This window comes from Vibrio sp. YIC-376 (genome assembly GCF_052353105.1).
In the GTDB taxonomy this organism is placed as follows: Bacteria; Pseudomonadota; Gammaproteobacteria; order Enterobacterales; family Vibrionaceae; genus Vibrio.
The window spans coordinates 223,678-240,463 of the sequence record NZ_JBBWFK010000001.1; the positions used below are offsets into that span (position 1 = coordinate 223,678).

A 16,786-nucleotide genomic window follows, 5' to 3' on the forward strand; every position below is an offset into this window, starting at 1 on the left:
TCGAAGCATTTTTACAGAAATTAGATGCGAACTCGGAGCGAAACTTTTATCCTTACAAAGTTTTTTAAAGGAAGTTGAATATGATCATCAAACCTAGAATTCGTGGATTTATCTGTACTACAACGCACCCTGTTGGTTGTGAAGCTAACGTAAAAGAACAAATTGCTTACACTAAAGCGCAAGGCCCAATTAAAAACGCGCCAAAACGCGTTCTTGTTGTGGGTGCATCAAGTGGCTACGGTCTATCTTCTCGTATCGCTGCGGCATTTGGTGGCGGTGCATCAACTATTGGTGTTTTCTTTGAAAAAGAAGGCACAGAGAAGAAGCCTGGCACAGCTGGTTTCTACAACGCTGCTGCATTCGAAAAGCTAGCACGTGAAGAAGGTTTATACGCTAAGAGCCTAAACGGTGATGCTTTCTCAAATGAAGCAAAAGAGAAAACCATTGAGCTGATCAAAGAAGACCTGGGTCAGATTGACATGGTGGTTTACTCTCTGGCTTCTCCAGTACGTAAAATGCCAGAGACTGGCGAACTGATTCGTTCATCTCTAAAGCCAATCGGTGAAACTTACACATCTACAGCGGTTGATACCAATAAAGATGTGATCATCGAAGCAAGTGTTGAGCCTGCAACAGAAGAAGAGATCAAAGATACAGTAACCGTTATGGGCGGTGAAGACTGGGAACTTTGGATCAATGCACTATCTGAAGCTGGTGTTCTTGCTGAAGGTTGTAAGACAGTTGCATACAGCTACATCGGTACTGAGTTAACTTGGCCAATCTACTGGGATGGCGCACTAGGTAAAGCGAAAATGGACCTAGACCGCGCTGCAACAGCACTTAACGAGAAGCTAGCAGAAACTGGCGGCAGCGCGAACGTTGCGGTTCTTAAATCTGTTGTGACTCAGGCAAGCTCTGCAATTCCTGTAATGCCACTGTACATCGCAATGGTGTTCAAGAAGATGCGCGAAGAGGGCGTACACGAAGGTTGTATGGAACAAATCTACCGTATGTTCAGTCAGCGTCTTTACAAAGAAGATGGCACTGCGGCAGAAGTTGACGACATGAACCGTCTTCGCCTGGATGACTGGGAACTTCGTGACGACATTCAACAGCATTGTCGTGACCTATGGCCACAGATTACTTCTGAAAATCTAAAAGAACTGACTGACTACGTTGAGTACAAAGAAGAGTTCTTGAAGCTATTCGGTTTCGGTGTTGACGGTGTGGATTACGAAGCAGACGTGAACCCAGCAGTAGAAGCAGATTTCATTCAAATCTAGTCTCTATTGTCGAGATAGCTTTGTTTTCGAGAAAGTAAAAAGGCGCTCAGTGAGCGCCTTTTTTAATGCTTTAAATTTAATGAGTTAACTCAATATGATCAGGATCGTACCTGCCAGTGTCATTAAGATGTTTGCTATTGCATAGGTGCCCGCATAGCCAAGTGCTGGAATGGTAGATTTCGCATAATCGTTAACCACATCCATGGCGGGAGCACAGGTTCGCGCGCCAATAATGGCACCGAAAAGCAAGGCGCGGTTCATTTTAAGAATGTAGGCACCCACTAAGTACGCAAGTACAACAGGCACCACACTTACAATAAATGCTAAACCGATGACTTTAGGGCCAACTTGCGTCAAATGTTCAAACATTTTGCCACCAGCGCTTAATCCTATTCCAACCATAAAGAACATCAAGCCAAGGTCTTTAACCATGTTCAAAGCCCCTTGCGGTACATAACCGAAAGTAGGGTGGTTAGCTCGTAAGAAGCCTAAGGTAATGCCGGAGAGTAATAAGCCTACCGCATTACCCAAGCTGAATGACACTTGGCCGAATGTCATTGTTACTAGGCCAAACATAATGCCTAGAATGAAGAAACTACAAAAAGCCAGTAAGTCCGCCATTTGACTGTGAATCGAGATAAAACCGATTTTCTCAGCGAGGCCTTGCACGCGACTCTTTTCACCACTGACCTGCAGCACATCACCCTTGGCAAGAACGATATCCAGATCCATCGGCATTTCAATCTGGGCGCGAACGACTCGGTTTAAGAAACAGCCAAACTCCGACAAGTTAAGGTCGGATAAACGCTTACCAGCAATGGCATCACTTTTCACCACGATTTCTTCTTCTACAATGCGTAAATCGAGTAAGTTGCGATCAAATACTTCTTTGCCGTTGCGGAAGCTAGAGTCTAATCGGGCATGGCTATCAGGGAAACCAACCAGCGCAATCTCATCGCCTTCTTGCAAGATTGCATCACCATCAGGGTGGGCAAGGATACCATTACGGCGAATTCGCTCAATGTAGCAACCTGTTTGACGGTAGATGCCCAATTCGCGCAAGTTCTTGCCGTCTGTCCAGTCTATTAGCTCCGGGCCTACTCGATAGGCACGAATTATCGGAAGGTAAACTTTTCTCTGTCCAGAATTGCCAAGGCCACGCTCCTGAGCAATTTGTTGTGCTGAATCAGACAGGTTCTGCTTTTGCAGTTTTGGCAGTAATTTGGCGAACATGATCATGCTGATCAAACCGATCAGATAAGCCATTGCATATCCGACGGATAGATTTTCTAATACCAAAGAAAAATCCATTTCACGTGGTATGGATGCCAGGCCTGAATTAAGCGCGTCCTGTGCACCCACCAAGACAGGCGTTGCAGTCAATGCGCCTGCCATCATACCTGCTGATAAGCCGAAATCGAGACCAAAGTAGTGGCTGAGACCATAAGTTAAGCTGACTGCTGAAACGAGTACGGTCATGCTCAGAACAAAATAATGCTTACCATCTCTAAAAAAGATACCAAAGAAGTTAGGACCAGCTTCAATACCCACGCAGTAAATAAATAGCATGAAACCAATAGTTAGCGCTTCGGCATTAAATGAGAAGCCCAAATGGCCCATGATGAGAGAAGTAATTAGAACTCCGATAGAGTTGCCTAATTGTAATTTTCCAAAGCGGATTTTTCCAAAGGCAAGGCCAATGGCTAATACGACGAAGATTAGAAGAATAGGGTTTTGCTCGAGAAGAAGTACGACGTCTATGTTCACTGTGTGGCTCGGTAAAGTGTGTGCCAAGAAGGATTTGTAGCAGGGGATTGTAACGAAATATAGCAAAAAGATAAGTGATTTTTTTATTGTTTTGCCATTAGTTTCGTTAAGGGAATAACTGTATGAAACACAGTCAAAAAAGCCGCTTAAAAGCGGCTTTTAAAAATACTCGTACTTAATTACGCTACGTCAAATAGACCTAGGTGCTCTTTTGCGTAAGCTTCAAAGTCATCACAGCCACCGATGTGTTGTTGGTCGATGAAGATTTGAGGAACAGTTTCAACTGGCTTGCCTACAGTTTTCTCTAGATCTGCCTTTGAAATACCTTCAGCTTGGATATCAACGTAACGGTAGTTGAAGTCATCACGTTTTGCTTTAAGCGTTTCTGCATGCTCTTTTGCACGAACACAGTAAGGACATGCTGGGCGACCGAAGATAACAACGAACATAATTTTAAATTCTCCTAAATCTATTCTTTTTGAAAGCAGACAAAAACGCGTCGGTTAATTGGGCTCTCTTTTACCTGGCTAACTATGCCCGATCCTACTACGGAAATAAAGTAGCATTTTCCTCTTGGTTATATAGGCAAAATCTATCGGGCAAAAAATGCTCTGCAACTCGCGATGTGAAGTAACGCATAAAAGCATATGTTTTATATGGATATTGGTGGCAAGGTGGAATCGGTCAACTTTTTTTTTTGCAAACCATAGCACTCTAGTAGCAGTTGTTGCTTGGGGAGAAAGTATATGTTTCAGTTTATGACTGCAACTAGAATTATTTTTGGCGAAGGCGCACTTCATTCTTCGTTGTCCGTCATCAATCAGTTCGGCTACAGCGTATTGCTGGTTACAGGCAAAGATAAGCAAAGAGCAATACCAATCCTTAATTACTTGAAAGCACAGAATATGCGTTATCAGCATGTTGCGATTAGTGGAGAGCCAAACATTACCATGGTCGAAGAAACGGCGGTTATCGGCCGTAAATTTCAACCTGACATGGTCATAGCTATTGGGGGAGGCAGTGTTCTCGATATGGGTAAAGCGCTAGCTGCCATTATTCCCAACCAAGGCTGTGTCTATGACTATGTCGAAGTTGTGGGAAGGAATGTCCCGTTAAAGACCAAACCGCTGTGTTTTATTGCTATTCCTACTACCGCAAGTACTGGTTCTGAAGTCACTCGAAATGCAGTATTAAAATCTGGTCAGGAAAAGGTGAAAGTTAGCCTTAGAAGTCCGGACATGTTGGCAGATGTTGCCATTGTTGACCCCACTTTAACTTATGGTACTGACCAATATACTTCTGGGCGCGGTGCAATGGATGCGTTTACGCATTTGATGGAAGCCTATGTGTGCGGGGAGCCCAACCCACTAACAGATATGGTGTGTGAAGAAGGGCTACGTCGTTTAAGTCGTTCAGTGATCTTGGGGTGTAAGCACGATAACCATAAAGCCCGGTCTGATTTATCATTTGCCGCATTACTTGGTGGTATGGCGATTACAAACGCCAAATTAGGAGCTGCTCATGGACTAGCATCCGCTTTAGGAGGCAAGCTTGATGCTCCGCATAGTGTTATAACGGCTCGTTTAGCACCGCATGTGATGCAGGAGAATATCAATGCTGCGAAGCAAGCTGGTCGGGTTGATGTAATTAATCGTTACAGGAAGATTGCCCAACTCTTGACCGCTCGTGCAAATGCCAATGAATACGACGGCGTGCTTTGGGTCAATATGGTGTTAGATAAACTGGAGCTACCGTTACTTGGAAAATTTGGCGTGTGCCAAACTTCTTTTGAGCAGGTTGCCAAAGATGCGCTTAAATCTGTTGCGATTAAGGGAAATCCACTACCACTCAATCAAGAGCGCCTTGTTTATATACTTAAGCAAGTATGTGATTGCAGCGTTGAGTGTGAAACTGAAAGTAACCCGAGAGTCAACTCTGTAGAGGTTTTAGAATCGAGAACCGATCTGTCGAGTATTAGTGATTAAGACTGACCGAGATGCAAAGGCAATAAATAAGGAGGGGAGCGACTACTGGCTCCCCTATAGAAGATTAGTATTGGTTGAGTTTGTCGTAACGGCTGTCTTTAAGCGCGTCTTTTACTCGCTTCAGATTCTCGCGGAAACCCGTACCACGGCGAAGTGTAAAGCCCGTAGCCAGCACATCAATGACAGTCATTTGAACAACTCGGCTTGCCATTGGCATGTAAACGTCCGTATCTTCAGGGATATCAAGCGTAATAGCCAATGAACTTGCTTTTTCTAATGGTGAGTCTTTTGCTGTAATCGCAATAACGGTTGCACCATTTTCACGGGCAAGGTTTGCAATTTCTACTTGGCTCTTAGTACGACCTGTATGAGAAATCAGAACGATAACGTCATTATCGCTACAATTAATACAGCTCATACGCTGCATGACGATGTCTTCAAAACAAGTGATCGGAATATTAAATCGGATAAACTTGTTCTGAGCATCTCGCGCAACAGCAGACGACGCCCCAAGACCAAAGAATGAAATACGTTTCGCCTGAGTTAGCAAATCGACAGCACGGTTAATTTGCATTGCATCCAGGCTGTTTTTCGCTACATCCAGACAAGCCATTGTAGATTCGAAGATCTTATGCGTGTAGGCATCGGGACCATCGTCTTCTTCCACATTACGGTTCACGTAAGGTGTACCGTTCGCCAGACTCTGAGCCAAGTGAAGTTTAAAATCTGGAAAGCCTTTAGTATCAAGGCGGCGACAGAAGCGGTTTACAGTAGGCTCACTTACGTCAGCCATTTTGGCTAACGTTGCAATGCTTGAATGAATTGCAGTCTGCGGAGACGCCATAATTACTTCTGCAACTTTGCGCTCTGACTTACTGAAATTCTCCAGGTTTTTTTGAATTTTTTCTAATGTATTCATAGTGTTCACGAGGGTATAGAGAACAACTCGCTGGCTCTGTTAACGGATAGAAACATAAATGTTTCTCGGCAGTGAAGAGCGTTAACGAAAGCTACCAGCGCCATAGATTCAGTATAAACCTGATCTTTAATTCGGCTAAACCAATTACGGTTACTATTTAATGAGAATTTGACAAACCTCAAACAAAATTTTCTGAAAACTACAGAAATGAATGGGGAAATTCAGATTTGTTGTTTGAGTCAGCCAATATTGACTAGTGAGTTACATTAAAAAGAAATAAATTTTCAAGCTAATGTAACTCGATCTTATCGTCAGGATGCCAAAATCTCGGTGACCATCTCTTGAATTTTCGCATTCAAGCTAGGTGCTTGTTGAGCAATATCTCTCTGCTCATCGAGGACAGCATCAAAGATATCTGTAGTGGTCAGCGGGTTGGCAAGTACCACTCGAAAGACAACGGTACTCAAGTGCTGCCATTGCTCTGGATTAAGCGTGGTGCGAGAAACAAAGGACTTACCTGTTTCACGCTGACGCTTTTGAATAAACTGAGTTAATTGGTTAATCAATTCGTTCAGATTCTCTTTCTGTTCACCTTGCGCTTTTTCTAGTGCTTCACGGATGTTTGGCGGTAGATAGCGATAGGTGAGCAAGCAGAGCTCCGGTTCTGAAACCAATTCAAAATCATCTTGTTTTTGAATTAAGTCAGCAAAGTAGTGCGCTTTCGCAATACTTTGGTCAATCAAAAGCTGATAGCCTGGTCGGCTAATGATGTGCATTGCAGCGTACACAAGCATGGCCATACCAGAACGAGATCCCTCTAAGGTATGGCTGCCTAAATCTTTAGAACCTTTACGCAGAATATACTGCGCGTGGTGTTCGATAGATCGCATCGCATCAGGATCTTTGAACAGAACCATGCCAGCTCCCATTGGGATGTAGAGCTGTTTATGTGCATCGATGGTCACAGAATCGGCTAATTCAACACCATTTAAAAGGTGACGATGCTGATTCGACATCAAAGTCGCACCACCCCAAGCCGCATCGACATGGAAATGGCAATCATGCTCCTGACAAACTTCGGCAATTTGGACAAGAGGATCAACGTTACCCGTTTCCGTCGTACCAGCGACGCCAATGACTGCGATCGGCTTAATATTTTGTTTTTTAAGCTGAACGATTTTTTCTTTTAGATCGTCGACAATGATGCGGTTATTTGCGTCCGTTTTAACGGCAACCAGACCATCCTGGCCTAAGCCAAGTACATCTGCGGCTTTTTTAAGCGAGTAGTGGCCACGCTCAGAAACCAATATTGCCAAACCTTCGTAGCCATAATGTTTCATGGCCTTGAATAGGCCTTCTTTCTCTACGCCTTGAAATTCACCGTTTGCTTTTAACGCTTTATTGCGTGCAACCCAAAGGGCAGTGATGTTCGCGATTGTGCCGCCGGAACAAAATGCACCCAGAGAGTGATTGGCGCTGTGCATCCACTGCTCATAGAACGTGTCTGACTGACCATAGATTAATCTGTGCAGCATCCCCAGAACTTGACGTTCTAGTGGGGTAAACGCTTTTGAGGTTTCGATCTTCACCAAGTTTTGGTTCAGAGCAATCATGATCTTAGACAGAGGCATCAAGAAGTATGGCAGTGCCGATGTCATATGACCGATGAAGCTTGGTGCTGAAGTGTGAACCGAGTGCGAAACTAAGGTGTCTAGCAAGTGCTCTGTATGATCTGATACAAACGAAGGGTGCTCAGGAATCTGAGCAGAAGAAAAGTCTTTCTCAATCTCACGTAAAGGCTTTTCTTCTGCCACGATGTGTTCACGAAGAAATAGATTCAAGTTTCGAGAGAGGCTCTCTTCAATTTTGGTCAACGTCGAGTCCGGACCTTCAGGGACGGTGAAGATCTTCAACAAGCTTTCAAAGCTGACGTCAGCAGTTTTTTGTTCCTTAACCATGGCAAAGAATCATTTGTAATTATTTCGGTAATGCGAGCGGCACAATCTAAACTAAAACGGATTCAATGTCCCGCTTTAATTATGCAAGGCCATGTTGATGAAATGAAAATTCAGGCATATCCAAATAACCCTCGATTACTGGTTTGTATTGTGTAGATAGTTTAGCTGTGATTTGCACATCACATTGTTAAGTCCACTTCCACTCGTCATTCAGGGCTTATAACTGACTTTTGTTTGTCGTCAGTAACCAAGCCCGTAATCCAGCACTTTCGGGTTGTTTGGTTAAAAATGCTTATTCACATTTTTGCTTTTCAAGCTTCTCTATCGACTGGTTGTACTTATTAAGTGCAGAGTCAATTTTTTGAGGGTGGCTTAGCAGATCTGCGAACGCTGAACGAAGCTCGTAGTTTTTCTCGTGATTCGTTGATTGGCGGTCACTAAATGTTTTCTGTGCTGCTTCGCCTAACTTATCACTGCGGCTTGCCAGCTGTTTTACATCGTGCTGCTCTAGTTTCAGCCAAGCTTCAATCGGCTGTTCAGTCGCCACGCGACTTGGGTCGTTCTTAAGAAAATAGTGTACGGCTTCTCGGTTAAGCTCAAAATGGTGTTTACGACCATCTAAGAACCATTGGCTCACTTCGTCCAGTTCTGGGTACTGAGCGACAGTCAAATCGACAAGATCCTGATACCACTCTAGTGAAGCATCGATATAACCATCGTATTTGTTAGCCAGACATTGTTGATCTGCGGCGAACGTAAAAGTTGAGCTTGTAGCGAGGAGCGCTGCAACGACAAAGCGTTTCATTCTTATTCCTTATGGTAGTTATTCCTTTATTAACGTTAAATCGCATCAGGTGATGTATCGCTCTTAACTCTTACAGAGTTCTAATAAATCATTGGGCTGTTAAATAACAAAAAGCGAATTAAGAGGCGGTCATTATATCGACCACTTTAACGTTAACTAGGTTTTTAAATTTTTGCGATATTGTAATGGATGTTAAACATAAATCCTGAGATCTAGCTAGCAAGTGATACAAAGAAAAGCATCATAACAGGCACGAGCAAGCTCAAAATAAATCCACTAACAATGGCGACGGGTACGCAGCGTACCCCTCCGGTTGTTTGAATTACCGGCAAAGTAAAGTCCATCGCTGTAGCGCCAGCATAGCCAATTGCGGTACATGGATAACGGCGAATGAATAGTGGGATAGCAACTAAGGCGACCAATTCACGCATAAGTTCTATCAGGAAAGAGGCTCCGCCGAATACTGGGCCAAATGCATCTCCCATCAAAATACCGGCTAGTGAGTACCAGCCAAATCCAGATGCCATTGCCAATGCCTGGTAAAGAGGCAGATCCAAAATAAACGAGGCGATGATACCACCGAGCATACAAGTCGCGATGATGACTGCGGATATGGCCATACCTTGTTTATTCAACAAAATTTGTCTCAGTGTCAGACCACTGTTTCGTAGTTGGATGCCGATAAAGAATAACAAGAGGAAGAGTATCCATTCACTCGCGGTGTCCACCCATGATAAGTCAATAGGCAGAATGAGACCCACCACCAGTCCACCACCAACGACGAGAATCAGTTTTGCGGATTCTAAAGCCATCGAGGAAAGAGGCAACTTACTGTGGCTTTGATCGGTTTTGAGAGGAATAATTTTATCGACAACAGGTAGTGCCAGTAGGTTACATACACTCAAGCAAATGAAGAAAGTGCTCGCATAAAGCAGAATGCTCTGTAAATTGCTGCTCAGATTATCCAGAGCGGCCAAGCTCAGCCCCATGAGAGACAGAATGACGTAGACGAGGTACGACGTAGACTGATTAATTTTCTCAAGTATAGAAGCGCGAGAAATAGGAATTAGATACCCGACGACCAATGGGGCAAAAATGAATAACATCCCTGAGAACATAAAACTCAATGATTCCTTTGTGAGATAAGCCTAAGAATTGCCACAGATAACGCATCACTTAACCTGAAGTGATTCGTTTATCGTGGATAATGTTTGATTAAAAATAAGGTTTACAAGCCACTGGCACTTAACACGGTATGCATTTTCTCTCGGAAATCTGCATCACTCATATTGCTGAGGTCATACAGTATTTCTGCGCCAGTTAGATTGAACTCCACTTCATGTTCAACGATGCGTTCATCTTTATTGCGGAACATTAATAAGTGATTGGCAATCCTGGCGATGTCTAAATAACTGACTTCTGGACGAGTCGCCTGATATTTTTGGTTAGAAGAAACTTCTCGGTAGTCGTTGTCAAACCCCCAACGCTCTAGGACCAGTTTACTTGTTGCCGAACAACGGGTCTGGAATATTTGTAATGCAATATCGGGGTCTAGGTAGTTGCCTCTTTCGAGGTACATGTTGTATTCGTTGATGAGGCAGAACAAACCAATGTCCGCTAGTAAGCCAACTAACAGCGCTTTTTCTTGCTCCAAATGACCATATGTAACGGGGTCATGGTTACGGAACTCTTGCACTATTAACACCATGACCGCACCGAGTTCACGAGATACAGCCGCACTTTTCACCATAATCTCGTTACAATCTTTAGTTAAGTTCAGTGAGTGCTTAAGTTGCTCTATCGTCTGAGCAGTAACAATGTCTCGTACGCGGCAAATACCTAATCTAGAAACTGCAGTTGATAAATCGTTACAAGTGATGTTTCTGCGATTAAAAATTACCGAGTTTGCCACTCGAACCACAACCGCTGCTAGCCCAGGATCTTCTAACAGACAATTTGCCACATCGACGATAGTTGTGTTCTCTTCCTGACACAGTTGCTGAATTTTGAGCACGACATCAGGTATCGGGGGAAGGGATATTTTTCCGATAGTAATCGACTGCTCTACCAGCTGTGCGAACTCTGACTCTAGCGCTTTTAAAAGCTTATCTTTGTTATTTGGTAGCCAAAAAAATGATAGGTGTTCCATTGTGACGTTGTTTTTATAATCTTTGGTACAGTGTACCCTTACATGATGAGCATTATCAATGGAATGCTTATATAGTGTGCGCATTTGCCAAGTGGATCATGATGTTTTGCTGTTTTTAGCTATACTTGTGTCAAAAAAATACCGCTGAAGGAAGTATAACCGTGAAATCAATCACATATAGGGGAATTATACTTTTTTATCTGTGACATATGTCCTAACTTATTTTTCGTCGTTAAGTATGATTAGGCAAGTTGGTGAGCACAACTCACAAATATATCGCCAACAAATCGACATTTTGAATTCGCTATAAGCTGCTGTTTATCTGGTGACATCGCTAATCGGGGTAATTTATTCAGATTAAAGAGGTCAATGGACATGACAGACCAAGCTTTTTTTAAATACGTACGCAATTTTAGTCAATATCAGAAACGTTCCATGTTTGGTGGCATCGGTTTATTTTGCGATGATGCCATGTTTGCTCTTGTTAGCAACGGCTGCTGCTATTTGCGTGGTGGTAACGGATTAGACGAAGAACTGATTCACCTGAATTGTGAGAAATATAAGCACGTCAAGAAGCAGACGACGGCTACCGTTAACTATTATGATGTGACAGATCTGTTTGAATCCGGCTTTTCTGGTTTAGATGGGCTGTTGCAGAAGTCAATTGACTACTCTATTAAGGAACGAAAATACCAAAAATCTTCAGCGAGCAGACGCCTGAGAGATCTACCTAACATGCAACTTACGCTTGAACGTATGGTGAAGAAAGCCGGTGTTGATGACGTAGAAGCATTTATAGAACTTGGTCCTGTGGAAGTTTTCAATAAAGTGAGGCAGACGTACGGTAACGACGTAGATGTTAAGTTACTGTGGAAGTTTGCTGGTGCGATAGATGGAATACACTGGAAACTCATCCAAGAACCGCGTAAAAAGCAGTTACTTTCACTGTGCGAATAAGCTTCACTATTAACACGATGGTTGAGTCGTTTTTATAGAGTTAGCGAGTCGCCAAACTAAGTGTTGAAAGTGGAAAGGGTTGTTAAGGTTTTTGACCACTTGATTTGAGCTAGTCATTATAACCTACAAAAAACCGAGGCGATGGCCTCGGTTTTTTTAATTTGACGCTAATTAGAACTTGAAGCGCGTGGTGAACATGATTTGATCACCGTAGAAGTCGTTGATACGTGCTTCTGCGCCTAGAGAGAATAATTCAGTAGAGTGGAAGCGTGCATAAGCAGCGCCCATCCAGTCATCGTTATCATCAATAGAAACGTAGCCAACCTTACCGCCTACTTCTAATTGAGGGCCTAACCATTGACGAACGCCAAGGTTTAGTTCCATACCAACGTCTGTGCTGCTCGAATGTTCTGGCTGCACAACACGCATTAGCATTTCACCCGTTAGGTCAGCCCAGTTGTTTAGCGGAGAGTGGAAACCGAAACCCATTGCTGAGTCAAAATCGCTATCAAATTCAGAATCGATACGAGCAACAACGTGAGCATTAGGGTGAATCGACTTGCTCACTCCGGCACCAAATGTCACAGGACTTGCGCCGATACGTGCTTCGAAGTAGTCGTAGCTGAAGTTGCTCATAGTTGCAGGCGTATTGCCGTTTGCAGCTAGGGCATGGCTTGATGCTAACAATAGAACGGTGGCTAATAGTGTCTTACGCATAACTAACGATAAACCTTGTTTATTTTCCGTGGATTCAAGCAAGCACTTGAACCGTAATCTGATTTGTCCGACATCATAATAAAAAGAAAGGTCTACGACCAACATAAATGTGTCGATATTCTGTCAATTAACTTAATTGTTTTCAGGTTTAGGCAAAAAATGCACCAATCACTAACAAGCATTAGATTTCGGCGAGTTTAGGCTATTCGCCAAAACTCGCTCTTCGTTCGGCCATTGCGTTCAATATTGCTTCGGAGTCAAGAACGGTCGTCCAAGATAACAAGTTGTCATCGTGTTCAATCACAAAAGAAGTGAGTTGAGAAGTAATCGCCTGTCTCAATTCTTCGCCTTTCCATGGTTTTGCGATGTAGTAATCCAAACTATCGTGATTAATAGCTTCTACGGTGTCTTCTAATCCTGCCTGCCCCGTGAGCAAAACTTTGCGTGCGCCTCTAGTTTCAACATCTTGGCTCAATTCGATCAGAAAGCTGATACCAGTTTGTTCCGGCATAATGTGATCACATAAAATGAGCGCGAGCTTAACTTCATCTTCTGCCATATCTTCGATAACTTGCCTTGCCTCTGTGACGGACTCAGCGCCTTCGAGAATGAAGTGGTCTTCGAATGGGGCCAGGTCTTGTAATACACTATCCAAGACTTCTCTTTCGTCATCGACACATAAAATCAGATATTTAGTCATGTTTCATCTCCTTCTTCGATGACCGGTAACCAGACTGTCATACGAGTGTAATTGTTGAGTTCCGATTCAACCTCAATCCATCCGTTATGAGCTGTGACGATTTGTTGGCAGATTGAAAGTCCGATACCTAAGCCAAAATTACCTACTTTTTTCGTCGTAAAATTCAGTTCAAAAATGGCGTTCTTTTGTGTTTCTGGGATACCACATCCGTTATCTTCGAATGAGATAACAGCAAAGTTTTTATGATCTTTTTCCACCAGCCTTGTTTGGATTTTTAATATTCCTTTTTCCGGGAACGCATCAATGGCGTTTGAAATGAGGTTAGTCCATACCTGTTGTAATGCGATCGGCTGACAAAGTATCCGAGGCAACTGGGCATAATCGGTTGAGACCTGATGCATTTTTAATTTGTTTTCGAAGATAACGAGCGTGTCTTCGATCCCTTCGTGGATATCTGCGTGATGCGAACTCTCATCGTCGGAACGAGCGTAACCTTTGAGACTTTTTACCATGTCTGCAATGCGGGCAGCGCAAACATTGATAGAACGCAGAGAAGCGCCTGCTTTGTGGTATTGTTCAAGCGAACTTAGTGTGTGCGCGGCACTGTCTGTTCTTTTTACTAACTGAGTGACCAACTCATGGTCAGCTTCTAATCCGAGATTAACGACTTTCTTTGCTAACGTGCGATCGGGCAAGGTGTGGTTAAGTTCTCTGACTCGCATTCTAAGTTCAGCAGTGGACGCAGGTTTCGCCGTTTGCGCTTGAGTCAACAATTGTACGCCCTTGGCCTGAACTTCCGGGGCAGGGAGTTGGGTGAGCAATCCTTCAAGCGTATAAGTAAGATTTTCTACACCTCTTAAAATCGCAGCGATAGGATTGTTGAGTTCGTGGGCGACACCTGCAACGAGTTGACCGAGCATGGCCATTTTTTCTCGTTCGATTAATTGTTGATGTGCCGACTCTAGGGATTCCAATGTTTTTTGCAGTTGCAACTTGGTTTTGATGCTGCGTTGTAGGCGGCGATTAAAGTGGCGAAGCAATAAGTTAGTAAACAGAGGTAAGAGATTAGAGTCATTTTGCATCACTTTGTAAAACACTTGGCGATCGAGTTTGATCACTTCGGTTTTCGTTAGCGTCAGAGCGGTAGAAAAAGAGTTCTCACCAGTGACAAACGACATACTGCCAACGATGTTACCTTTTGTGTAACGTACTACTTCTCGTTGCGCTCCTTGTTCATCTCTCTTATATAGGGCGACATCTCCACTGGTAATAAACCATAAAAAGTTGTTTGGTTCGCCTTCAACAGTCAATAGATGCTCTGGTGAATAGGTTCGACAGGCATGGGTATCATCGCTGTCTTTGAAAAACAGCTGTAAAGCAGTAATGACTTGTTCAGCCAGTTCGGTATCAGACATAGAGTGATAATCATATAGAAAACCTGCCTGATACTTTTGCATCTGATTTTCAATATGTGCGCGTAGCAATTTATGCTGATCTAATACCTGACTATAACCGAGCAAGTCTTCATGGCAATTACGCAATATGAACTGGGTCAGTTCTTTAAGAACAGTATTGTAGAGCACCTTATCGGGTAGAGGCTTTGTGAGGCAGTGGTCTAGGCGGCCTTCATTAACCGCTGTAAGAATGGCGTCGATATCAGAGGAGCAGCTGATAAGAATTTTCCGAGCGAGTTCTGTATGCGGCTTTTTATCAAGGCCAATCAAAAAATCCACCCCATTAAAGTGAGTATGGTGGCTCGCGATGACTAAGGCGACGGTCTGTTCTTGCTCTTCAAGATACTCAAGCGCACTGTGCGCTTCTTCTATGGATTCGACGGAAAGAATATCAAACTTGCTAGAAAAAGCAGACAGCTCCAATCTGAACTGTTCAGCACTAATTGGGTTATTGTCGAGACACAGTACAGCGTAACGATTCACGGGTGTTTGAGCTCCGATTAAAACTTAGCCAGCTAAACTTTATCAATAAAATGATTTAGTGAGTGGGAGCTGAGTATGATTCCTGATTAATGGGCTAGACTAAGCAACAATAGTCTGATTTATCTCAATGTTTTATCTAATGAGGGTTTGGGTTAGACTGAACGTAAATCCCTGAAAAGTGACGTTATGCAGAATCTTAAAAAACTTGGCGCCATCGGTGGTGCTATCTCACTAGCGCTTTGTTGGCCACTTGCGGTTGGTCAAATTGGTCAGTCCATCATTGAAGATGGCATCGCTAATATGAACGACGAAATGGTTAAAGGAGAGGTAATTGAGTACCAGCGAGGCTACCTCTCGTCGGTAGTCTTAACACGTTATACGGTCGTTGACCCTGGGCTTAAGGCGCAGCTATCCCGTGATAACATTCCTACGACATTTGACGTTACGAGCGACGTAAGCCACGGCTTGACAAGCCTTACCTCTGATTCAAAGTTAGTGGAAAGAGACTTTTTGCCACTTACTATGCACAGTGAGATTCAACTTAATGGCAATAAGGCGTTTACGTTCGATCTAGATAGTTGGCATTACCGGAATGAAGCTGAGGGTATTTCGGTGTCGACCAGTCCTGCTCAAATCTCAGGCAATGTAACGGTCTTGGGTGACCTTAATTATCAGGTTTCCGTTCCTTATGTTCAGGCGGATTTTGTCAATGGTGATGAACTGCATTTGAAGGGCTTAGTCGGTCAGGGTAAAGGGAAGCAAGTTAAAGGTTATTGGTTAGGCGAGCAGGTGTTTTCATTAGAGAAACTGGATGTCGTTGATTCGAAGATGACACCAGTATTTTTAATTGATCGTGCTACCTATAGTGGAAATACTGCTGCAGATGACGCAGGCGAGAAACTGAACAGTAAGTTTAATCTCGCGGCACAAAAAATGCGCCTGACGGACGGCACGGATGTCGACAATTTTAAGTTAGATTTTTCGATTGCAAATGTGGATAGTCAGTCGTTCGATCAGATAATGTCGATTTATCAAAGTTCACCGACGTTGAGTGAGCAAGAAGTATCTGACCTGCTACCACACGTTGACACTCTGTTTAGCAAGGGGTTTAGCTTGTCAGTGAACGAACTGTCACTCGCATTCGGTGAAGGAAAGTTTCATAACGAATGGCAATTGTCTATCCCTCAAGGAACAGAGAACATTACACAAAATCCTATGAAACTGATGACTGTGACCAACGGTACTCTGAGCACATACTTCTCAGATGAATTAGTGGAGCATTATCCGTTTATCAAAGAAGGGATAGATGAGTTGTTAATCATGGAATTAATCGAAAAAGTTGAAGGTGGTTACCAACTTAAAGCGCAAATTGGCGACGGGAAATTAAAGTTCGAAAACGGCCACGAGTTTCCGTTGATTGCGTTATTAATGCCCGCTCTGATGCAAAATTAGAACAACGATTATTCATGAGATAAGCCTATTTGGCGTTTTCAGTTTAAAAAGAGGTCGTAGGACCTCTTTTCTTGTTTTTATCGCCGCAAAAACGTGATATACCCAACATATATCAAGATGAGGGAATCAGATCGTTGTTCATGGTTTTGAACTCGGC

The 16,786-nt window shown here is 43.3% G+C and carries 14 protein-coding genes; 4 read left to right on the forward strand and 10 right to left on the reverse strand.

Annotated elements, in window-relative coordinates; genetic code table 11:
• The first annotated feature begins 80 nt into the window (after window positions 1-80).
• A complete protein-coding gene (fabV, locus tag WJM94_RS01010; protein ID WP_444492380.1) occupies window positions 81-1,283 on the forward strand; it encodes an enoyl-ACP reductase FabV in 1,203 nt (400 codons plus the stop codon).
• Window positions 1,284-1,367: 84 nt separating this feature from the next.
• Here fabV and WJM94_RS01015 read toward each other — a convergent pair whose 3' ends face one another.
• Complete coding sequence (locus tag WJM94_RS01015; protein ID WP_444492381.1) at window positions 1,368-3,050, reverse strand: aspartate:alanine antiporter; 1,683 nt, start codon at window positions 3,048-3,050, stop codon at window positions 1,368-1,370.
• Between the two features lie 179 nt (window positions 3,051-3,229).
• Complete coding sequence (locus tag WJM94_RS01020; RefSeq protein ID WP_444492382.1) at window positions 3,230-3,499, reverse strand: GrxA family glutaredoxin; 270 nt, start codon at window positions 3,497-3,499, stop codon at window positions 3,230-3,232.
• 297 nt (window positions 3,500-3,796) lie between these two features.
• Between WJM94_RS01020 and WJM94_RS01025 the strand changes: the two genes are divergently transcribed.
• Complete coding sequence (locus WJM94_RS01025; protein ID WP_444492383.1) at window positions 3,797-5,035, forward strand: iron-containing alcohol dehydrogenase; 1,239 nt, start codon at window positions 3,797-3,799, stop codon at window positions 5,033-5,035.
• A gap of 64 nt (window positions 5,036-5,099) precedes the next feature.
• Here the strand turns inward: WJM94_RS01025 and WJM94_RS01030 are convergent, their stop codons facing one another.
• The 5 genes from WJM94_RS01030 to WJM94_RS01050 form a co-directional block, all read right to left on the reverse strand.
• Window positions 5,100-5,954, reverse strand: coding sequence for a MurR/RpiR family transcriptional regulator (locus WJM94_RS01030; protein ID WP_444492384.1), 855 nt, complete (start codon window positions 5,952-5,954; stop codon window positions 5,100-5,102).
• A 311-nt stretch (window positions 5,955-6,265) separates the two neighbouring features.
• The gene (gene panP, locus WJM94_RS01035; RefSeq protein WP_444492385.1) at window positions 6,266-7,912 is read right to left on the reverse strand and encodes a pyridoxal-dependent aspartate 1-decarboxylase PanP; all 1,647 of its coding nucleotides are present in this window, start codon (window positions 7,910-7,912) and stop codon (window positions 6,266-6,268) included.
• Window positions 7,913-8,204: 292 nt separating this feature from the next.
• Complete coding sequence (locus WJM94_RS01040) at window positions 8,205-8,717, reverse strand: hypothetical protein (protein WP_444492386.1); 513 nt, start codon at window positions 8,715-8,717, stop codon at window positions 8,205-8,207.
• Between the two features lie 212 nt (window positions 8,718-8,929).
• Window positions 8,930-9,835, reverse strand: a complete 906-nt coding sequence (locus tag WJM94_RS01045; protein WP_444492387.1) for a lysine exporter LysO family protein — start codon at window positions 9,833-9,835, stop codon at window positions 8,930-8,932.
• Between the two features lie 110 nt (window positions 9,836-9,945).
• On the reverse strand, window positions 9,946-10,866 hold the full coding sequence (locus WJM94_RS01050; protein WP_444492388.1) for an HDOD domain-containing protein: 921 nt from the start codon (window positions 10,864-10,866) through the stop codon (window positions 9,946-9,948).
• A gap of 369 nt (window positions 10,867-11,235) precedes the next feature.
• On the opposite strand from WJM94_RS01050, the gene WJM94_RS01055 reads away from it, so the two are divergent.
• Window positions 11,236-11,823, forward strand: coding sequence for a TfoX/Sxy family DNA transformation protein (locus WJM94_RS01055; protein WP_444492389.1), 588 nt, complete (start codon window positions 11,236-11,238; stop codon window positions 11,821-11,823).
• A 171-nt stretch (window positions 11,824-11,994) separates the two neighbouring features.
• On the opposite strand, the gene WJM94_RS01060 is transcribed toward WJM94_RS01055, so the two are convergent.
• The 3 genes from WJM94_RS01060 to WJM94_RS01070 all read right to left on the reverse strand — a co-directional run bounded on the left by WJM94_RS01060 (window position 11,995) and on the right by WJM94_RS01070 (window position 15,177).
• Window positions 11,995-12,540 carry a hypothetical protein gene (locus WJM94_RS01060; RefSeq protein ID WP_444492390.1) on the reverse strand — a complete coding sequence of 182 codons (546 nt, stop codon included), beginning with the start codon at window positions 12,538-12,540 and terminating at the stop codon, window positions 11,995-11,997.
• A 202-nt stretch (window positions 12,541-12,742) separates the two neighbouring features.
• Entirely contained in the window at window positions 12,743-13,240 is a 498-nt protein-coding gene (locus WJM94_RS01065) for a response regulator (protein ID WP_444492391.1), read from the reverse strand.
• Entirely contained in the window at window positions 13,237-15,177 is a 1,941-nt protein-coding gene (locus tag WJM94_RS01070) for an ATP-binding protein (protein WP_444492392.1), read from the reverse strand. The genes WJM94_RS01065 and WJM94_RS01070 overlap by 4 nt, the downstream gene beginning before the upstream one ends.
• Before the next feature lie 186 nt (window positions 15,178-15,363).
• Between WJM94_RS01070 and WJM94_RS01075 the strand changes: the two genes are divergently transcribed.
• A complete protein-coding gene (locus WJM94_RS01075) occupies window positions 15,364-16,629 on the forward strand; it encodes a DUF945 family protein (RefSeq protein WP_444492393.1) in 1,266 nt (421 codons plus the stop codon).
• Window positions 16,630-16,786 lie beyond the last annotated feature (157 nt).